This is a genomic window from Mesobacillus thioparans (genome assembly GCF_965138835.1).
GTDB classification, from domain to species: Bacteria; Bacillota; Bacilli; order Bacillales; family Cytobacillaceae; genus Mesobacillus; species Mesobacillus thioparans.
On the sequence record NZ_CBCSFH010000003.1, the window covers coordinates 108,993 to 128,729 of the forward strand.

Annotated in this window: 22 protein-coding genes; all 22 read right to left on the reverse strand. The window is 47.7% G+C overall.

Annotated features, from left to right (window positions below; genetic code table 11):
• Positions 1-177 precede the first annotated feature (177 nt).
• Positions 178-414, reverse strand: coding sequence for a DUF1146 family protein (locus tag ACNAZ4_RS07635; RefSeq protein WP_415813633.1), 237 nt, complete (start codon positions 412-414; stop codon positions 178-180).
• Positions 415-640: 226 nt separating this feature from the next.
• Positions 641-2,161, reverse strand: a complete 1,521-nt coding sequence (nuoN, locus tag ACNAZ4_RS07640) for an NADH-quinone oxidoreductase subunit NuoN (protein ID WP_415813635.1) — start codon at positions 2,159-2,161, stop codon at positions 641-643.
• A 6-nt stretch (positions 2,162-2,167) separates the two neighbouring features.
• Complete coding sequence (locus tag ACNAZ4_RS07645) at positions 2,168-3,688, reverse strand: NADH-quinone oxidoreductase subunit M (RefSeq protein ID WP_415813637.1); 1,521 nt, start codon at positions 3,686-3,688, stop codon at positions 2,168-2,170.
• Positions 3,688-5,550 (reverse strand): NADH-quinone oxidoreductase subunit L, encoded by a 1,863-nt coding sequence (gene nuoL, locus ACNAZ4_RS07650; protein ID WP_415813638.1) that lies wholly within the window; start codon positions 5,548-5,550, stop codon positions 3,688-3,690. The genes ACNAZ4_RS07645 and nuoL overlap by 1 nt, the downstream gene beginning before the upstream one ends.
• Positions 5,551-5,692: 142 nt before the next feature.
• Positions 5,693-6,007 carry an NADH-quinone oxidoreductase subunit NuoK gene (gene nuoK / locus ACNAZ4_RS07655; RefSeq protein ID WP_415813639.1) on the reverse strand — a complete coding sequence of 105 codons (315 nt, stop codon included), beginning with the start codon at positions 6,005-6,007 and terminating at the stop codon, positions 5,693-5,695.
• Positions 6,004-6,528: an NADH-quinone oxidoreductase subunit J gene (locus tag ACNAZ4_RS07660; RefSeq protein ID WP_415813640.1), complete on the reverse strand. Its 525-nt coding sequence runs from the start codon at positions 6,526-6,528 to the stop codon at positions 6,004-6,006. The genes nuoK and ACNAZ4_RS07660 overlap by 4 nt, the downstream gene beginning before the upstream one ends.
• Entirely contained in the window at positions 6,525-6,944 is a 420-nt protein-coding gene (gene nuoI / locus ACNAZ4_RS07665) for an NADH-quinone oxidoreductase subunit NuoI (protein ID WP_214705974.1), read from the reverse strand. The genes ACNAZ4_RS07660 and nuoI overlap by 4 nt, the downstream gene beginning before the upstream one ends.
• Positions 6,945-6,992: 48 nt before the next feature.
• Complete coding sequence (nuoH, locus tag ACNAZ4_RS07670) at positions 6,993-8,006, reverse strand: NADH-quinone oxidoreductase subunit NuoH (RefSeq protein ID WP_415813641.1); 1,014 nt, start codon at positions 8,004-8,006, stop codon at positions 6,993-6,995.
• The gene (locus ACNAZ4_RS07675; protein WP_415813642.1) at positions 8,006-9,106 is read right to left on the reverse strand and encodes an NADH-quinone oxidoreductase subunit D; all 1,101 of its coding nucleotides are present in this window, start codon (positions 9,104-9,106) and stop codon (positions 8,006-8,008) included. The genes nuoH and ACNAZ4_RS07675 overlap by 1 nt, the downstream gene beginning before the upstream one ends.
• A 3-nt stretch (positions 9,107-9,109) precedes the next feature.
• Positions 9,110-10,510 (reverse strand): NADH-quinone oxidoreductase subunit C, encoded by a 1,401-nt coding sequence (locus ACNAZ4_RS07680; RefSeq protein WP_415813643.1) that lies wholly within the window; start codon positions 10,508-10,510, stop codon positions 9,110-9,112.
• A gap of 3 nt (positions 10,511-10,513) precedes the next feature.
• Complete coding sequence (locus tag ACNAZ4_RS07685; protein ID WP_023613587.1) at positions 10,514-11,026, reverse strand: NuoB/complex I 20 kDa subunit family protein; 513 nt, start codon at positions 11,024-11,026, stop codon at positions 10,514-10,516.
• Positions 11,017-11,394: an NADH-quinone oxidoreductase subunit A gene (locus ACNAZ4_RS07690; RefSeq protein WP_415813644.1), complete on the reverse strand. Its 378-nt coding sequence runs from the start codon at positions 11,392-11,394 to the stop codon at positions 11,017-11,019. Before ACNAZ4_RS07690 ends, ACNAZ4_RS07685 begins: the two co-directional genes overlap by 10 nt.
• A gap of 850 nt (positions 11,395-12,244) precedes the next feature.
• Complete coding sequence (locus tag ACNAZ4_RS07695) at positions 12,245-12,652, reverse strand: F0F1 ATP synthase subunit epsilon (RefSeq protein WP_415813646.1); 408 nt, start codon at positions 12,650-12,652, stop codon at positions 12,245-12,247.
• Positions 12,653-12,674: 22 nt separating this feature from the next.
• A complete protein-coding gene (gene atpD, locus ACNAZ4_RS07700; protein ID WP_415813647.1) occupies positions 12,675-14,087 on the reverse strand; it encodes a F0F1 ATP synthase subunit beta in 1,413 nt (470 codons plus the stop codon).
• Positions 14,088-14,173: 86 nt separating this feature from the next.
• Positions 14,174-15,034 (reverse strand): F0F1 ATP synthase subunit gamma, encoded by an 861-nt coding sequence (locus ACNAZ4_RS07705; protein WP_415813648.1) that lies wholly within the window; start codon positions 15,032-15,034, stop codon positions 14,174-14,176.
• Between the two features lie 102 nt (positions 15,035-15,136).
• Complete coding sequence (atpA, locus tag ACNAZ4_RS07710; protein ID WP_415813649.1) at positions 15,137-16,645, reverse strand: F0F1 ATP synthase subunit alpha; 1,509 nt, start codon at positions 16,643-16,645, stop codon at positions 15,137-15,139.
• 24 nt (positions 16,646-16,669) lie between these two features.
• Positions 16,670-17,206 (reverse strand): F0F1 ATP synthase subunit delta, encoded by a 537-nt coding sequence (locus ACNAZ4_RS07715; RefSeq protein ID WP_415813650.1) that lies wholly within the window; start codon positions 17,204-17,206, stop codon positions 16,670-16,672.
• Positions 17,203-17,721, reverse strand: a complete 519-nt coding sequence (locus tag ACNAZ4_RS07720; protein ID WP_415813651.1) for a F0F1 ATP synthase subunit B — start codon at positions 17,719-17,721, stop codon at positions 17,203-17,205. The genes ACNAZ4_RS07715 and ACNAZ4_RS07720 overlap by 4 nt, the downstream gene beginning before the upstream one ends.
• 263 nt (positions 17,722-17,984) lie before the next feature.
• The gene (atpE, locus tag ACNAZ4_RS07725) at positions 17,985-18,200 is read right to left on the reverse strand and encodes a F0F1 ATP synthase subunit C (protein ID WP_079506318.1); all 216 of its coding nucleotides are present in this window, start codon (positions 18,198-18,200) and stop codon (positions 17,985-17,987) included.
• Between the two features lie 72 nt (positions 18,201-18,272).
• On the reverse strand, positions 18,273-18,983 hold the full coding sequence (atpB, locus tag ACNAZ4_RS07730) for a F0F1 ATP synthase subunit A (RefSeq protein ID WP_415813652.1): 711 nt from the start codon (positions 18,981-18,983) through the stop codon (positions 18,273-18,275).
• A gap of 24 nt (positions 18,984-19,007) precedes the next feature.
• Positions 19,008-19,379 (reverse strand): ATP synthase subunit I, encoded by a 372-nt coding sequence (locus ACNAZ4_RS07735; RefSeq protein WP_415813653.1) that lies wholly within the window; start codon positions 19,377-19,379, stop codon positions 19,008-19,010.
• A 6-nt stretch (positions 19,380-19,385) separates the two neighbouring features.
• Positions 19,386-19,607 (reverse strand): AtpZ/AtpI family protein, encoded by a 222-nt coding sequence (locus tag ACNAZ4_RS07740; protein ID WP_079506312.1) that lies wholly within the window; start codon positions 19,605-19,607, stop codon positions 19,386-19,388.
• Positions 19,608-19,737 lie beyond the last annotated feature (130 nt).

Here is a 19,737-nt window from a genome sequence, read left to right on the forward strand (position 1 = left end):
TCTCGTCACTTTTTGACAACATTCTATGTACCAACTTGGCCGGGTGTTCATCGATTGTGAAAAAACAAACATGCTTGCGCAAAAAAACAAACACAAAGAGAATAATACTTCATTTTCTTCGTTTTGGAAACATGTATGAAGACCTAATTTTTTACCAATTTGGATATGACTTAACAGCTATTGAAAAATCATCGGAAGCTGCTGCGACCATTGGAGGTAATCAAGGAAGAAATTACTGACTATGGACCCTAGTGCGATGGAAAGCATGATATATAAAACGCGGGCTTGAAGTACATGATTCGCCCTCAGCAGTTTATCAAACTGGAGTGCCTGGAGTGCCCACCATGAAAGAGCGATGAAAACCAGATGTGTCAGAATGCTGGTCAGCGCAAAGCCGCCAAAACCTGTTAGCATATACTCTCCTCCCTTCACTTGCCATTTTACCATAAACGGGGATGGTTACCCTTATTTATAGACGTTTTACTTTAAAGAAAGTTTCATTGTTTCTAACAAATATTTTTCATTAGGCTGACGCGGATAATCCGCACAAAAAAACCGGCCCGCAAATTTCGCAGGCCAGCATAATTTACCCCTTTGTTTCCATGAATGAATTTTCCCCAAAACCATTCATACTTACTGATTATCTCATAAAATCAACGAACTGGTTGAAATTATTGTGCATGAAGTCGATGGCCAGGTTTGGCATGACTCCAAACAGGATCGTTCCGATTACTGCTACCAGGATGACGACGGTTGTTCCTGCTGGCAGCTTGATTTTTTCATCGCTTGCTGCCGGACGGAAGAATATTTGTGTCATGACTCCGAAGTAGTAGAAATACGAGATGACGGTTGTTGCGATCATGATCGAGACAAGCACGTAATGTGCTTGGTCGACCATCAACGCGCCCATGAAGATGTTCAGCTTACCGATGAAGCCTGCTGTACCAGGGATTCCTGCGAGTGACAGGATGAAGATTCCCATTCCGACTGCTAGTAATGGCGAGCGGCGGTAAAGTCCGGCAAAATGGCTGATATCTTCTGAACCAGTTTTAGCTGTGATCACCTGGATCACGGCGAACGCTCCAAGGTTCATCAACACGTATGCCAGCAGATAGAACCAGATGGCATCGAAGGTCACGAATGACATTGCTGTCAGCGCGACAAGGATGTAACCGGCATGCGCGACGCTTGAGTACGCGAACATGCGCTTGATGTTGCGCTGCCTTAAGGCAATAACGTTACCGATGATCATCGTTGCTCCTGCCAGGAATGCAATGTAGTCCTGCATCGCGAACAGCAGCGGGATTGGCTGGCCGTCTTCCTGGGCAACCGGGACGTATCCGAAGATGGATAGCAGGATGCGCAGGATGATGACAAAGCCGGCAGTCTTGGAGACGACGCTCAGGAACGCCGTCACTGGAGTCGGTGCTCCTTCGTACACATCAGGTGCCCACATATGGAATGGAGCAGTTGCCAGCTTGAAGGACAGGCCGACGAAAATCATCAAGAATGCCAGTCCAAGAATGTAAATATGCTGAGGATCATTCAAGCCGCTGAAGGTCTGAGCGATTCCTTTTAAGTTAGTCGTTCCGGCAATTCCGAACACATAGCTCATACCGAACAAAGTGATGGCAGATGAAATGCCGCCGTTCAGGACGTATTTCATCGCTGATTCGTTCGATTTCAGGTTGCGTTTGCGCATACCTGCGAGGATGTAGGACGGAATGGACAGCAATTCCAGGCCGACGAATAAAGTGATCAAGTCGCCGCTTGATGCCATGAACATAGTTCCAAGCAAGGCAGTGAGGAAAAGGTAGTAGAACTCGCCTTTGTATTCCTCAAGTCCATCATTCGCCCTGAAATCAATCGCCAACAGCATGACAAGCGCCGCTCCCAGAAGGAGGATCAGCTTGAAGGCGATTGCGAATGAATCAAGCCTGAAAGTATCGTATAAAATCGATGTTGTTTGCGTACCCAACAGGGTTACAAGTGAAATCAGCGCAAGCACCACACCGGCAAACCCGACCCATCCAAGGATTTTGCGGTCGACATGCTTTGGCATGAATAAATCAGCGACTGATAAAAGTGCTATGATTCCAAGGATGATGAATTCCGGAGTCATCGTCCCCCAATCAAATGATAGAAGTGTATCTAGATCCATCCTTCATCACCCCCCTATTCCCATCAAGATAGTCTCTAAAGTTGCCTGAAGCGGTTCACTGAGAACGGCCGGATATACACCGACCAGGACGATCAAGCCGACAAGTACCAACACCGGTGCCCATTCGAATGAACGGATGTCTGTGATGCCGACAAATTCACGCTCTGCTTTGCCATATGTGATGGCCAGCACTGCACGCAGCAGATAAACAGCTGTCATGATGATGCCGAGCGTACCGACTGCCGCCAGAACTGGCATCTCTTTAAACAAACCGAGGAATGCCATGAATTCACTGACGAATCCGGACATGCCAGGCAGTCCAAGTGAAGCCATCGCGCCAGCAAGCAGGAAGCCTGCAGCAAGCGGCATTCCTTTTGCCATGCCGCCAAGATTGGCGAGGGTTGTCGTATGCGTGCGTTCATACAGGACACCAACAAGGAAGAACAATAGTGCCGAAATCAGGCCATGTGAGACGACCTGGAAAATAGCACCTTGAATTCCCGCCTCATTTAATGCTCCAAGTCCGATTAAAACGATCCCCATATGGGAAATAGAAGAGTAAGCAAGGACCATTTTGAAATCTGTCTGGATAAAAGCAAGGAATGCTCCGTAAAGCAGGTTAATGACACCCAGTACTGCAAGCAGCCCGGCTAGTTCCGCGAATTGTTCAGGGAAGATGCCCATCCCGAAGCGGATCAAACCGAATGCCCCGATCTTCAGCAGGATCCCTGAGTGAATCATGACGATTGATGGCGGTGCTTCAACGTGCACGCGCAGCATCCAGCTGTGCAGCGGGAAGATTGGCAGCTTGACACCGAAAGCAACAAGCAAGGCAATCAATAATCCCATTTTCAGTGAATCTGACACCGGCGCGAAAAGCGGCGCATTGTCTGTGTTCATCATCACTTTCAGCATTTCGATATTGGATGTGCCCGTTCTTGAGAACAGCACCATGATGACAATCAGCAGGATCGCTGAGCCAAGACCGTTATAAATCAAGAAGCTGTAGGCAGCCTTTTCTTTTTCGTAATAGCCCCATTTCCCAATCAGGAAGAACATCGGGATCAAGGTGATTTCAAAGAACAGGAAGAACAGGATCAGGTTTTGCGATGTGAATACTCCGAGCATCCCAATTTCGAGAAGCAGGAACAGCATGTAATAGCCTTTCCACTCTTTTTTGATATGGAAGGATGCGATTGCCGCAAGTGTTGCGATCACTGCTGTCAGTACCACCATGATCAAACCGAATCCATCGATGCCAAGTTCGTAGTTCACCGCGAACATACCCTGCTGCTCGGCACCCTGCCCGCCGAATTGAATCCAGCGGAATTTTTCCGAAAAGTTGGCAAGGTCATGGCCGCCGCGATATGAAAAGTATGCGATCAAAGCCAGGATCAAGGATGGCAATGTTGCCAATACGCCAAGCATTTTAATGCCTGATTCGTTCGCTTTCGGCATGAACACCAAAAGCAGGATTCCTAGTAAAGGGGAGAATACCAGCAAGGTAAGAAAATAGTTGAAATCCATTATAAATACCCCCCTGTTAACGCATAGATGACAATCAGGACTGCAAGGCCGACGAAGGCGATTGTGCCGTAAGTCTGTACCTGGCCGTTCTGGATTTTCGCACCGGCTTTACCAAGGCCCTGGACAGCTGCTGTTGTCAGCTTCACGAGTCCCTCAACAAGGAAGAGCTCGATGAAACGCAGGAACAAGCTGACTGCCTTTGCGCCGAACACGATGCTTTGATTATAAAATTCATCGATATAGTATTTATTTTTCACAATGCCATAGGCAATTGGCGCCCTGCTGGACAGCCAGTCGCGTGAAATCGACTTCTTGCTGTACATCATCCATGCAAGCAGGATGCCGAGCAAGGAGACCGCTGTCGCGACAATCATGATCCAGCCAGGTCCTTCGATATGGCCATGTCCAAGTGCTTCGTTGCCTTCGACAAGCCAGTCACCAAGGAATGTGCCGAACCAGGGTGTGTTCACATAACCGGCAACGACTGCCAGTACTCCAAGGACAACCATTGGCATCGTCATGACAGATGGCGATTCATGGACATTCTTCATGTCACTGCGCGCTTCACCTGAGAAGACCATGAAGAACAGGCGGAACATGTAGAATGCTGTGAAAAATGCCGCAATCACCGCAAGCCAGAACAGGCCATAATTGCCATGTTCCCATGCAGCGATCAAAATTTCATCTTTACTGAAAAAGCCTGAAAACAATGGGACACCGCTGATGGCCAGCGTTCCGACCAAGAACAAAGGTCCCGTGAACGTAAGCTTCTTCCATAGCCCGCCCATTTTTTCAATATCCTGAGTATGTACAGCATGGATGACACTGCCTGCTGCAAGGAATAACAACGCTTTAAAGAAAGCGTGGGTCATCAAGTGGAATACTCCAGCCACATAGCCGGCAGATCCCAATGCGAGCATCATGTAGCCAAGCTGGCTGACAGTCGAGAACGCAAGCACTCGTTTGATGTCAGTCTGGACAAGGCCGATCGTTGCCGCAAAAATCGCCGTGAACGCTCCGATGATCGCTACCGTCAGCATCGCTGTCTCACTCGCGTTGAACAGCGGGAACAGTGAAGCGACCAAGTACACACCAGCCGCAACCATTGTCGCTGCGTGGATCAACGCAGAAACCGGCGTCGGGCCTTCCATCGCGTCAGGAAGCCATGTGTGCAGCGGGAACTGACCTGATTTACCAACTGCCCCGATGAAAATCAGGATTGCAGTCAAGGTGATCATCGTTCCGGAAATTGCGCCTTCTTCTACTGCTGCAAAAATTTCATCATATTCAAAGCTGCCAGTTTGCCAGAATAAAAGAATCATTCCGATCAAGAGTCCGACATCCCCGATACGGGTCATGATGAAGGCTTTCTTCGCAGCCGCTTTGGCGCTTTCCTTATAAAAGTAAAATCCGATCAACAGGAATGAACCGACACCGACCAATTCCCAGAAAATATAAGTCTGCAAAAGGTTCGGCGAGATGACGAGACCAAGCATTGCAAAAGTAAAGAGTCCAAGATAAGCATAGAAAACCGGGAATCGCTCATCACCATGCATATATCCTTTTGAGTAGGTATGTACAAGGAAGCTGACAAGAGATACGATTACCAGCATCAATGCGTTTAATTGATTTACTTCAAAACCCGCAGTAAGTTCCAGATTCCCAATAGTGAGCCAAACGGCTTCAGCTTTATGTGTCGGGCTCTCCAGGCGCTCAAGGAGCACGAGGATGGAGTAGACAAGTGAGGCTAGCGTCGTAAGGATTCCGACGAATGCGCTCGCTTCTTTAAGCTTTTTTCCGAACAGCAGAAGGAATAGAAAGGATACAAGCGGGAACAGCGGAATGAGCCAAGCATTCTCCATTAATATCACAATCCCCTTTTTTGAACGCGCGCGTGATCTTTCATTTGTACGCCCGTCAGATTGAGGCCCGCATCATGCGGGGCAGTCCAGCTACTAAAAATCTTCTGATTAACACGGCCGTTGCCGCTTATGAAAAGTTCCATTAATTTTTCAACTGATTCATTTCATCGATATTGACACTTCTGCGGTTGCGGTAAAGCGAAATCAGGATCGCCAGTCCAACCGCTACTTCAGCAGCTGCCACCGCGATGGAGAACAGCGCGAATACCTGACCGGTGATCGACGGAACCGCTCCGTATTTACTGAAGGTTACGAGATTGATATTGACCGCATTCAGCATCAGTTCAATTGAAATCAAAACAATGACTGTGTTCTTTTTTGTCAGGGCACCGTACAGTCCGATGCAGAAAAGAATTAGTGCAAGTGCCAGATAGGCTGAAACCGGAACAGAACTCATTCCTGATCACCCTCCTTTTCGTCATCCTTGCGCGCGAGTACGATTGCGCCGACAAGCGCAGCCAGCAGGATCACGGATGTCAGTTCAAACGGGATGATGTAATGCGAGAAAAGAGATATCCCGATTTGTTCTGTGTTATTTTCATGCAGCGTATTTGGCAAAGCTTCGAAATTCAAGTCGTAGATTCCGAAATAGACTGCTGCGCCAAAGCCAAGAACACCTAGCAGCAGCACAAGCTTGCGCAATCTTCCGCCCTTTGGCTCCTCTTCGTCGCCATGGTGGCGGGTAAGCATGATTCCGAACAGCATCATGATGGTGATGGCGCCGGAATAGATCATGACTTGGATGACCGCCAGGAATTCAGCGGATAAGAGCACATAAATACCTGCAATACTGACGAATGTAAAGACGAGCGCTACGACCATGTGGATGATCTTGGTGAGGTTCAATAAAAGCACGCCGCCGATTACCGCCACTAAAGCAAGTGACATAAACGCAAAGAATTCGCCTGATAACGTCATGCTTTATTCACCTTCCGTATATTCTCATCATTTTCGTCAAGCCATTCCAGGTTCTTGAATAAGTCATCCCGGCTGTATTCAGCAAGTTCAAAGTTATTCGTCATGATGATCGCTTCAGTCGGGCACACTTCTGTGCACAAGTCACAGAGGATGCAAAGTTCGAAGTTGATATCATACGTATCAATGATCTTGCCTTTTTTCGTAGGATCAGGATGCTTTTTACCAGTCAAGTTAATGCAATCGGTCGGGCAAATATTGGCACACTGGTTGCAGACGATGCATTTTTCAGGATAAAACTTCTGGATCCCGCGGAACCTGTCAGGAAGCGGAATCGGTTCGTTCGGATAATCGTAAGTCACCTTTTCGCGAGTCAATTGTTTAAGGGTATAAGCTAATCCTTTAGTCCATCCTAGCACGTAATTCACCCCTTTAATGCAGGAAGCGATGCTGCTTCCATTCCTATTTTAGAAAAAGTTAGAGAAAAATTCTTTGATCAATGCCGACAGGAAGATGTTTGCCAGCGCAACCGGCAAAAGCACTTTCCAGGCGAACTCCATCAATTGGTCTGCGCGGATACGCGGGAACGTAGCACGGAACCAGATGAGGATGTAAACCACAAGGCTGAACTTCAGCGCGAACCATACAGCTCCAGGGATGAACCCAAGGAATGGCAATGGCAGCCAGCCTCCAAGGAATAATACAGTGATCAAAGCAGACATTGCGAACATATACACATATTCAGCGAGCATGAACATCGCCCAGCGGAATCCGGAATACTCTGTGTGGAACCCGGCAACAAGCTCGTTCTCCGCTTCGGCAAGGTCGAATGGCACCCTGTTCAGTTCGGCTGTAGCCGCGATGAAGAACACGATGAATGCGATCGGCTGCCATAGGATGAACCAGCCATTGTTCTGCTGTGTTTCGACGATGTCATTCAGGTTAAGGCTTCCTGATAACAGGACAATCCCCAAGACGCTCATGACCAGCGGGATTTCGTAGGAAATCATCTGGGCCGCGGCACGCATACCGCCTAGCAATGAGTATTTATTGTTGGATGCCCAGCCTGCCATCAGCATCCCGACGATCGTCAGGCCTGAAATCGCGATATAATACAGGAATCCGACATTCAGGTCGGCAAATTGCAATTTATCTGTCAGCGGGATCGTCGCCATGACCATGAAGGACGGCGCGAACGCGATGACCGGTGCGATGATGAACAGCGGCTTATCCGCTGCTTTTGGAATTAAGTCTTCTTTTACAAGAAGCTTTACGACGTCGGCTACGGATTGCAGCAGCCCCCACTTACCGCCGACATGGGCTGGACCATAACGGCCCTGCATGAAACCGAGCACTTTCCTCTCTGCCAGAATCGCCATTGTTACGAATCCAAGGATTACGAACAAAAGGACGACAGCCAGGACGAAGAAGATGCTGAAATTCATAAGGCCAGCACTGGATTCGAGTAGCTCCTGAACCATTATCCGTCTACCTCCCCAAGAACGATATCAACCGCTCCTAAAATTGCAATCAGATTTGAAATGCTTTCACCTTCGAGCAGTTTAGGGAGGATTTGCAGATTATAGAAACTAGGCCTTCTGAACTTGAGGCGGTACGGCTCTTTTTTGCCATCGCTGGAAATATAGCAGCCGATTTCGCCCCGGGAGCCTTCGATCCGGACAAACGCTTCCCCTTTTGGAGCCTTGATGATCTTTGGAACCTTGGCCATGATTTCTCCCTCTTTCGGGAATTGCTCCACAGCCTGTTCAATGATTTTCAGTGATTCTTCGATTTCGCCCATCCTTACATAGTAACGGGCAAGCGCATCGCCTTCGTCACGAGTGACAATATCGAAATCGAAACGGTCATAGATTGAATACGGCTCATCCTTGCGCAAATCCCACTTGACGCCGGTTGAACGCAGGTTCGGGCCGCTCAATGAATAATTGATTGCATCTTCCTTTGTATATGTACCGATATTTTTCGTACGGTTCAGGAAGATTTCATTCCCTGATACAAGCTGGTGATAACCCTTCAGCTGTTCCCTCAGGTATGGCACGAATTCCGCTACCTTTTCGATCCAGCCTTCCGGAGCATCCCATTTGACACCGCCTACACGCATGTAGTTGAACGTCAGACGAGCACCGGACAGTTCATTCAGCAGATTCAGGATCATCTCCCGGTCACGGAATGCGTAAAGCAATGGGCTTGTCGCACCGAAGTCGAGGATGAATGTTCCCCACCAAAGCAGGTGGCTGGCAACCCTGTTCAACTCCATTGCTAGTATCCTTAAGTATTCGGCGCGTTCAGGGATCTGGACGCCCATCATCGTTTCGACAGCATGGACGATGACATAGTTATTCGTCATCGCCGATACATAGTCCATCCGGTCTGTGTACGGGATGATCTGGGTATATTGCAGATCTTCCGCAAGCTTTTCAGTGCCGCGGTGCAGGTAGCCGATTACAGGCTTCGCTTCTACAATGATTTCCCCGTCAATTTTAAGAACGAGGCGAAATACACCGTGTGTACTAGGGTGCTGCGGGCCCACGTTCAAGAGCATTTCTTCTGTGCGTATCACGGGCTACACCTCCACATCATACGGTTCATAGTCTTTTCTTAATGGGTGGCCGACCCAGTCTTCACCAAGCATGATGCGATGGAGGTCAGGATGGCCCTCAAATTTGATGCCAAGCAGGTCGTAAGTTTCACACTCTGGCCAGTTCGCTCCTGCCCACAGGTTCGCCAATGACTCGACGGCCGGCTGGTCACGGTCAAGCTTTACTTTCAGCGCAACTGACTGTCTGTTCTTGTATGAGTACAAGTGAACATACACTTCCATATGTGTCTGGAAATCCGTTCCGTGCAACTCTGACAGATAATCGAATCCAAGTAGTTCATTGTACTTCAGGAATTCAGCCAGGCGATAATAGGATTCTTTCTTTGCGACAAGCGTTGGCACATCCTTTGAAAGAGGGTTAATATACGAATCTTCCAAAATGTCATCGCCAAGATTGTCGGTGATTGCTTTTACATATTTATCAAGGTAAGGCTGGTTTGGAGATGGCTTCTTCTCTTCGACAGGCTCATCTGCTCCGGCTTTCGTGCCAGCTGCTGACTTCGCCTTCGCTGCTGCTGCGGCTTTTGCTTTGGCTGCGGCAATCGCTTTCGCTTTCTCGTCGTCCGCGGAACCTCCGCCGCCTGCTGCTTTTGCTTTTGCTGCTGCGGCCGCCTTGGCCTTCGCTACAGCTGCGGCTTTCTTTTTCGCCAGGTCATCGTCACCTGCTGAAGCGTCTGCTCCTCCAGCTGCCTCCTGTGCTTTCCTTTTTGCTGCCGCTGCTGCCTTAGCCTTCGCTACAGCTGCGGCTTTCTTTTTCGCCAGGTCATCGTCATCTCCGGCTGGAGCATCTGCTTCTCCGGCTGCCTCCTGTGCTTTCCTTTTTGCTGCCGCTGCTGCCTTGGCTTTCGCTACGGCTGCAGCTTTCTTTTTCGCCAGGTCATCATCGTCTCCGGCTGGAGCGTCCGCTGATGCTGGAGTTTCAGATACTGCTGGTGCTTCGGCGTTTTCTTCTGTCTGGCCAGTCGCTTTCATCTTTGCGAGAGCGGCTGCTTTTGCCTTTGCGGCTGCAGCAGCTTTCTTCTTGGCAAGATCAGCGTCCTGTCCTTCGGCCGGTGCCGAAACCTCTTCTTCTTTTGCCTCCGGAGCTTCCCCGGACTGCTCTTTCGCTTTCATTTTCGCAAGTGCAGCTGCCTTGGCTTTCGCTGCGGCTGCGGCCTTCTTTTTCGCTAGCTCGGCGTCGTCACCAGCAGGTGCTTCCGCTTTCGCTTCGGTTTCCTTCACTTCAGGTTCCGCGACTTTGTCGGCAACCTCTTTCGGGTCATTTCCTTCCCCTGCTTGTTTGGCAGCCTGACGCTGCTTTGCAAGCTCCTTCGCCTTTTGGGCTGCTTCTCTTTTTATCTGCTCTAAATCCTTTTCCCCGCTCATCGGTTAGATCACCTTCTTCCCGGTTTTCGCCTCATAACGGATTTTCTCTTTCAATTTATTAATCCCGTAAATCAATGCTGCTGGATTCGGCGGGCACCCCGGTATGTAAACATCGACCGGCACAATCTGATCGACACCTTTTACAACTGAGTATGATTTTACATAGGGACCGCCTGCTGTCGCGCAAGAACCCATCGCGATTACCCACTTTGGTTCTGCCAGCTGGTCATACAGCCTGCGGACAGTCGGAGCCATTTTCTTCGTAACGGTACCTGAGACAATCATGACATCAGACTGACGCGGCGAGTTCCGGTAAAACGTCCCGAAACGGTCCAGGTCATAGTGAGCCGAGCTTGATGCCATCATTTCGATCGCACAGCAGGCAAGACCGAATGTCATAGGCCACATCGAGTTGCTTCGGGCCCATCCTTTAACCTGCTCAAGAGTTGTCACGAATACATTCCTTTGGAGTTCTGCCACTTCTTCAGGTGAGAAATCATCCAATTTTAAATCCATTTTAGCACCTTCTTTTTCCATGCGTAGATGAGTCCGATCAGAAGCATGACAACGAAGATCAGCATTTCAATCAATGCAAAGATCCCCAGCTTCTCGTAGGCGACAGCCCATGGATACAAAAACGCTGTTTCTACATCAAAAATAACGAACATAAGGGCAAACACATAATAACGGACATTAAACTGGACCCGAGCATCGCTGAACGGTTCCATCCCGCTCTCGTAGGTGGTATATTTCCGCTCGTCGTCTTTGTATTTCGGCCGCAGAAGCTTAGCGGCAAACAAGGCGACGATTGGAAGCAATACCCCGAGACATAGGAACACAAAGACTATCAAATAGTTATTTTGATATAGATTCAACTGTTCCATGCCCATCCCTCCAATGTTGTAAAATTTTCATACTTTTTAAACTTGTAACCGATAACAATTATACCATTGTTGCAATAGTGTGTCGACAAGGCTTTGAACAATCTGGCAACCTTCTTCCAAGCACATTTTGATAGAAAAATAGTATCTTTTTCTGAACAATTTCGGACAGCAGGAATGAGTCGTCCCCTTCCATACTTAGTTGTCCGGAAGGCAAATTATTCTCATTGTTTTTATAAGGCTGTCTTGTGTTTGACCTGTCGCGTACTTGAGGGTGCAGCCTCACAGAACCTTGTTCAAAACAAGACATTCGGTTACATTTTCTATTTAAAACAATCCAGGGCTGATTGTCAGTGACGTTTGTCAACATTTGTGGGTTCTGTTACAGCGTTGATTTTATGGCAGAATTGTGGATTTTTTGAATGGCTGGAGTTTTTGAGGATGATTATCTAGAAATTGAATGATGAATTGTGCATTAAACGTCTGTTTTTTCGGTAGAAAAAGTCGGTATTACTCTTTGCAAACGAATTTTTCAGCTTGGTTTCTTGATTAAAGCCTGCCCATTGTTGATATCAAATTGTTTTTACAGCGAAAATATTATTTATATAGCAAGTTTTGAGTTTTTATAGCGAGTTTGCGGATTTTATAGCGACTTTTGAGTTTTTATAGCGACTTTTTCGATTATATAGCGAGTTTTGAGTTTTTATAGCGAAACGGAATTCACTACCATATTTGCTAATCAACTGGCAGCTGATTTCAGCGAGATACGACTTTTTACAGTGCACCACATCTCCTATCTCAATCACCACATAAAAAACACCCTCCAGCATCACCGGAGGGTGTTAAGCGTATCTTATATTCTGCGTTCAGCAACTGAAATACGGTTGATTGCACGCTGAAGGGCAAGTTCTGCACGCTTGAAGTCAACGTGTTCCTGCTTTCTTTCATGCAGGCGCTGTTCTGCGCGTTCTTTTGCTCTTAATGCACGTTCAAGATCGATTTCAGCTGATTGTTCTGCAGATTGAGCAAGGATGGTTACCTGCTCTGGACGGACCTCAAGGAAGCCGCCGCTGACTGCGATGAACTCGTAATTGCTGCCATTTTTCAAACGGACAGCGCCAATTTGTAGCGGTGCAACCATTGGAATGTGGCCTGGCAAGATTCCAAGCTCGCCTGTGCTCGCTTTTGTGCTTACCATTTCAACATCTGATTCATACACCGGCCCATCGGGAGTAACAACACTGACTTTAATCGTCTTCATTTTTTACCCTCCTGGTCCGTTATTAGACCTCTACACCCATACGTTTTGCATTCTCGATAACTTCTTCGATTCGGCCGACTAGGCGGAATGCATCTTCTGGAAGGTGGTCATATTTGCCGTCAAGGATTTCTGCGAATCCTTTAACTGTTTCTTTAACTGGCACGTAAGAACCTTTCTGACCAGTAAACTGCTCAGCTACGTGGAAGTTTTGTGACAGGTAGAACTGGATGCGGCGAGCGCGGTGTACAGTAAGCTTATCTTCGTCAGAAAGCTCATCCATACCGAGGATCGCGATGATATCCTGAAGTTCTCTGTAACGCTGCAATGTCTGCTGTACGCGGCGAGCAATTGAATAGTGCTCTTCGCCAACGATTTCAGGTGTCAATGCACGTGAAGTCGAAGCAAGCGGATCCACCGCTGGGTAGATACCCATTTCAGAAAGCTTACGCTCAAGGTTCGTTGTTGCATCCAAGTGAGCGAAAGTTGTAGCCGGAGCCGGGTCAGTGTAGTCATCGGCTGGTACATAGATCGCCTGGATGGAAGTAACAGAACCTACGTTAGTAGATGTGATACGTTCCTGCAATTTACCCATTTCAGTTGCAAGAGTCGGCTGGTAACCTACCGCTGATGGCATACGGCCAAGTAGGGCAGAAACCTCAGAACCTGCTTGCGTGAAACGGAAGATGTTATCCATGAAGAATAGAACGTCCTGGCCTTGCTCATCACGGAAATATTCAGCCATTGTCAAACCAGTCAGGGCAACACGCATACGTGCTCCTGGCGGCTCGTTCATCTGTCCGAATACCATCGCAGTTTGCTTGATAACGCCAGAGTCAGTCATTTCATGGTAAAGGTCGTTACCTTCACGTGTACGCTCACCAACACCTGCGAATACGGAAATACCGCTGTGCTCTTGAGCGATGTTGTTGATCAATTCCTGGATAAGAACGGTTTTACCTACACCGGCACCACCGAACAATCCGATCTTACCACCCTTGATATATGGAGCAAGAAGGTCAACTACCTTGATACCTGTCTCAAGGATTTCTACCTCAGTTGAAAGCTGTTCGAATGTTGGAGCTTCCCTGTGGATTGAATCGCGGCGTGCTTCAGCTGGCAGTGGAGCGTCAAGGTCGATTGACTCACCCAATACGTTGAATACACGTCCTAGTGTTACGTCCCCAACCGGAACGGAGATTGGAGCACCTGTATCTAATACTTCCACGCCACGCTTAAGGCCGTCTGTGGAAGACATCGCGATTGTACGAACAGTGTCATCGCCTAAGTGAAGGGCTACTTCAAGAGTTAGTTCGATGTTCACATCCGCATCGCTGGTAACAATTTTCAAAGCGTTATAGATCTCTGGAAGATTGCCGCTTTCAAACTTAACGTCAACAACCGGACCCATAACCTGGAGAACGCGTCCTTTGTTCATCTTGTTCCCTCCTATCGTACTAGTTGAAATATATACATCATGATGGGATGCGGCTTCACGCCACATCCCCGATTGTCATTGAAATACTATTCGAGCGCTGCAGCTCCACCGACGATCTCGGTGATTTCCTGTGTAATCGCAGCCTGACGTGCGCGGTTGTAGCTCAAGCTGAGTGAATTGATCAGCTCTTTCGCGTTGTCCGTCGCGTTTCTCATGGCTGTCATACGAGCAGCGTGTTCACTTGCTTTGCTGTCAAGCAGTGCTCCATAAATCAAGCTTTCTGCGTATTGCGGCAAGAGAACTTCCAGGATCTCCTCAGCGTTCGGCTCAAATTCATAGGAAGTAAGCTTTGTTGAAGCTCCAGCTATATCCGTAAGCGGAAGAAGCTTCTTATCGGTTACTTCTTGAGCGATCGCGCTGACGTAATGACTGTAGTAAATATATAATTCATCAAATGTTCCGTCCGAGAACATGCCAACTGTGCTGCTGGCGATATCCTGGATTTCAGAGAAGGACGGCTGGTCAGCGATGCCAACGATGTCAAGGACAACGTTCATGCCACGGCTCTGGAAAAAGTCACGGCCGACACGCCCGATCGCGATGATCGCAAACTCGTCATTTGATTTATGGCGTTGCTGGATTGTCTGGTACAGCTGGCGAAGGACGTTACTGTTGTAGGCCCCTGCAAGTCCGCGGTCAGATGTAATCACTAGATATCCCGTCTTCTTGACTGGACGGCTGTTCAGCATTGGGTGGTTGGAATCCTTGCTGCCCATTGCGATTGAGGCAGTCACTTCCTGGATTTTTTCCATGTAAGGAACGAATGCTTTCGCGTTCATGACCCCACGGTTCCATTTAGCTGCGGATACCATCTCCATTGCTTTGGTGATCTGGCTCGTCTTTTTAGTCGAAGTAATACGGTTTTTTATATCGCGTAAAGATGCCATTTCGGTTCTCACCACCCTTTTACATAGATTGTTAGTCCAAGTAGAAGCAGGAGCCAGGTCCTTTTTTTAATAAGGAGTGCTGGCGCTGCTACTTAATCACGATTACTCAGATACTGCGAACGTCTTTTTGAAAGCGTTTAGTGCAGCAGCCATATCGTCATCAGAAGGAAGTTCCTTCGTAGAACGGATATGGTCTAACACTTCTGTATGGTTGTGGTCTAACCATGAAAGGTATTCACCTTCGAAGCGGCGGATATCCTGCAATGGAATATCGTCTAGGAAGCCGCGAGTCAGTGCATATAGGATCGCAACTTGCTTTTCAACTGAAAGCGGCTTGTTAAGATCTTGTTTAAGTACTTCTACCGTACGGGCACCGCGGTTAAGTTTTGCCTGAGTTGCTTTGTCAAGGTCAGAACCGAACTGTGCGAATGCTTCCAATTCACGGTATGAAGCAAGGTCAAGACGAAGTGTACCAGATACCTTCTTCATCGCTTTGATCTGAGCGGATCCACCTACACGGGATACAGAAAGACCTGCGTTGATCGCTGGACGTACGCCAGAGAAGAATAGGTCGGACTGCAAGAAGATCTGTCCGTCTGTGATCGAGATAACGTTCGTTGGAATGTAAGCAGAAACGTCGCCTGCCTGCGTTTCAATGAACGGAAGTGCTGTGATTGAGCCTGCGCCTTTAGCGTCGCTCAACTTAGCAGCACGCTCTAGTAAGCGTGAGTGCAAGTAGAATACATCCCCTGGGTAAGCTTCACGGCCTGGAGGACGGCGAAGCAGCAAGGAAAGTTCACGGTATGCTGCCGCTTGTTTTGAAAGGTCATCATATACAACAAGAACGTGCTTGCCATTGTACATGAATTCTTCACCCATTGTTACACCAGCGTAAGGAGCTAGGTATAAAAGTGGTGCTGGCTGAGATGCAGATGCTGTAACAACGATAGAGTAATCTAACGCGCCGTGCTTACGGAGAGTTTCAACTGCGTTACGTACAGTTGATTCCTTCTGTCCGATTGCAACGTAGATACAGATCATGTCCTGGCCTTTTTGGTTAAGGATTGTATCGATCGCTACAGATGTTTTACCAGTCTGGCGGTCACCGATGATCAATTCACGCTGTCCGCGGCCGATTGGCACAAGAGCGTCGATCGCTTTGATACCAGTCTGCAGTGGCTCATGAACGGATTTACGGTCCATAACGCCTGGTGCAGCGTACTCGATTGGACGAGTTTTTGTTGTGTTGATTGGACCCATGCCATCTACTGGCTGTCCAAGAGGATTTACGACGCGGCCGATTAGCTGCTCCCCTACAGGAACCTCCATGATGCGGCCCGTACGGCGTACCTCGTCGCCTTCACGGATGTCCGTGAAAGGTCCAAGGATGATGATACCGACGTTATTTTCTTCCAGGTTTTGTGCCATACCCATAACGCCGTTTGAAAATTCAACAAGTTCTCCAGCCATGACATTGTCGAGGCCATGAGCACGGGCGATACCGTCACCAACACTGATAACTGTACCCACATCACTCACTTGAATTTCCGACTGATAATTTTCGATTTGCGATTTTATCAGCGCACTGATTTCTTCAGCTTTGATGCTCATGAGTTTCACCCCTATCTACGAATCTTAGCCTAGCAATTTACGTTCTAAGCGGTCGAGCTTGCCGCGCAAGCTGCCGTCAAAAATGCGGTTTCCAATGCGAAGCTTTACGCCTCCAAGCAAATTGGAATCTACAATGTTTTCAATTTGAAGTGACTGTTTGCCAACCTGCGGCGCGAACGAAGCTGAAAGAGCTTCAGCCTGCTCAGCCGAAAGCGGCTGGACACTATAGACTTTTGCTTCAGCCACGCCTTTTGCATCATTTGCAAGGGCGATGAACTGGTCAGCAACGTCTGCGATCTGGTCTTCGCGGTGGCGGTCAACCAAAATCATCAGAGTATTAAGGACATACGTGCTTACAGATCCGAATGCTGTTTTTAAAACTTCTTTCTTCTTCTCATTAGGAAGTTTCGGAGACTTTAAAAACGCAGTCAATTCCGGATTGTTCACAACAACTTCTTTTACAGCGCGAAGCTCTTCCTCAACCTGTGGGAGAGCCTGCTTTTCAGAAGCGAGTTGAAAAAGTGCCAGGGCATAGCGCTTTGCTACTGTCGAGTTGCTCATCGGGCATTACCCGCCTCTTGAATGTATTCATTGATGAGCTTTTCCTGGTCAGCTGCAGAGATTTCCTTCTCGATTACTTTTGAAGCAATCAAGACAGAAAGTGAAGCAACTTGCTCGCGGATTGCCGCAACAGCCTGCTCCTTCTGCTGCTCGATTTCAAGCTTCGCAGATTCTTTGATTCTGTCAGATTCAGTGCGTGCCAGTGCAATGATTTCATCACGCTGAAGGTCGCCCTGTTTCTTTGCATTTTCAATTAGGCCCTGTGCTTCTGTGCGTGCCTGCTTAAGCATGTCACGCTGTTCTTCCAAAAGTTTCTGTGCTTCAGCACGGCTCTTTTCAGCCGCTCCGATTTCGCCAGCAATATGCTCTTCACGTTCCTTCATGATGCCCATCAATGGACCCCAAGCGAACTTTTTAAGCAATGCTAACAGAATAAGGAACATAACAAGCTGGAACAAGATATCACCAGTGTTAAGGCCGGAAGCCGCTCCCAATACAAAATTCATTGTTAACACCCTCGATTCACTCCCTTCAAGAGTTGTACCATGATTAAAAAGGTCCAACATGCGTCATCTGGCCGGAAGCCTGCGGCTAGTGGCCAACGCTAAGGGGCTGCCCGCACCAATTCCCGGGCTTGCCCGATTTTATCTCAAACGATTGCTTACATTCAAATTCAGGTCTGCTCCCGCCGGAATGGCAAGCCTTTCCGTAAGGAAGCCGACATAATAGAATGGCGAAGGTTCGCGCGGAATGATCTTCGCCATTTGAATTTAATTAATTATTCTGCACCAATAACCATGAACGCGATAACTACAGCGATGATAGGAATCGCTTCAACCAATGCAACCCCGATGAACATTGTAGTTTGAAGCATACCGCGAGCTTCTGGCTGACGAGCGATACCTTCTACTGTACGTGATACGATCAAACCGTTACCAATACCTGCACCTAGTGCTGCTAAACCAATTGCGATTGCTGCTGCTAATAAACCCATTATAAAGTTCCTCCTTTAATGTATGAAAAAATGTTTTTTAAAGTTTTGTCCAATAAATGAACAGGGTATATATTAATGGTCATGGCTCACTTTATGAGAGAGATAAACCATCGTTAACATAGTGAAGATAAACGCCTGGATTGCCCCGACGAATACCGAGAATCCTTGCCATATAAGCATTGGAACCGCTGCGGCCAAAGTAGTCATTGTATCAGTCGCGAGGCCGGCTGCAAGCAGACCCAAAAGAATCTCACCTGCGTAAATGTTACCGTAAAGACGAAGACCAAGAGTGAGCGTATTCGCGAACTCTTCAATGATCTTGATCGGGAACATGAACCAAAACGGCTTGAAAAATTCCTTACCGTATTCGGCAGTCCCTTTAAGCTTGACGCCATAATAATGGGAAAGTCCTACCACCATGACTGCAAGAGTCAGTGTGATGACCGGATCAGCTGTCGGTGATTTCCACCATAATTGATTGTCGACAACGACAGAGAACGGCAGACCCAGCATATTGGCTACAAACACATACATCAGCAATGTTATGCCAAGTACATGAAATCTTCCCCCGTCCTTCCAGTCCATCGTACTGTTGATGATTCCTTTCACGAAATCCATAATCCATTCCATGAAGTTCTGGATCCCTGTCGGTTTCATCGCAAGCCTTCGAGTGGAAAGTACTGCAATGATGAAGACGATAGCACTTGCTATTGTGATCATCAGCATGTTTGCCAGGTTAAAATAAAGTCCTAAAAATGGAACTAAAGGAGCTTCATGATGCATTAGTTAATTCACCTCTCTTCCCCGCTATTTACGTGATTGAAAAGACTGGACAAAAAAATCTATCATAATGACAAGATAAGCTGTCATTAATCCCAAAATCGTGAATACAAGGTTTATGCGATCCGGATATTTCATCGCGACGATCACGGCAAGCGCTCCAGTTGCCAGTCTCGACATCGAACCGAGCGAGCGTACCTTCTTCCCCTGCACCACCGAATCACCAAAGTTGTTCATTTTCCTCGCTAGCAGCCATAAATTAAAAAGGCTCAGGCTTGTACCAAAGATCAACCCGGCAAAAACAGATTGATAGCTTGTAAAGCCGTACCCGAGTACATATAGTGACAACAGAGTGAATATGTATTTGCGCTGGCGAGTAAACAAGTCCTTGATTTCCATAGATGGCTAGTCTCCCGAAAAGAAGTGTTGGATGAGGCGGAGCATGGCATACACACCTGCCGCCAATCCGATCAGCAATCCGAATATTAAGAAAAGTGGCTCTGTACCAAGGGTACGGTCCAGCCATCTTCCGGAAAATATGCCAATTAAAATGGAGCCTACCAATTGAGATAGTATAGCGGACATGAGTGCCATCGCTTGTAAAGGGTGGCGGTTGTTTCGGCGCATAAAAAACGCATCCTCACTATAGAGAATGGACAATCAGGGGAGTGAAAAATATTATTTAAAAAACAATATTTTCACATAAAAAAAGCTTGCATATCAACATTGAAAACCTTATCATTTTATGCCCTTTGTA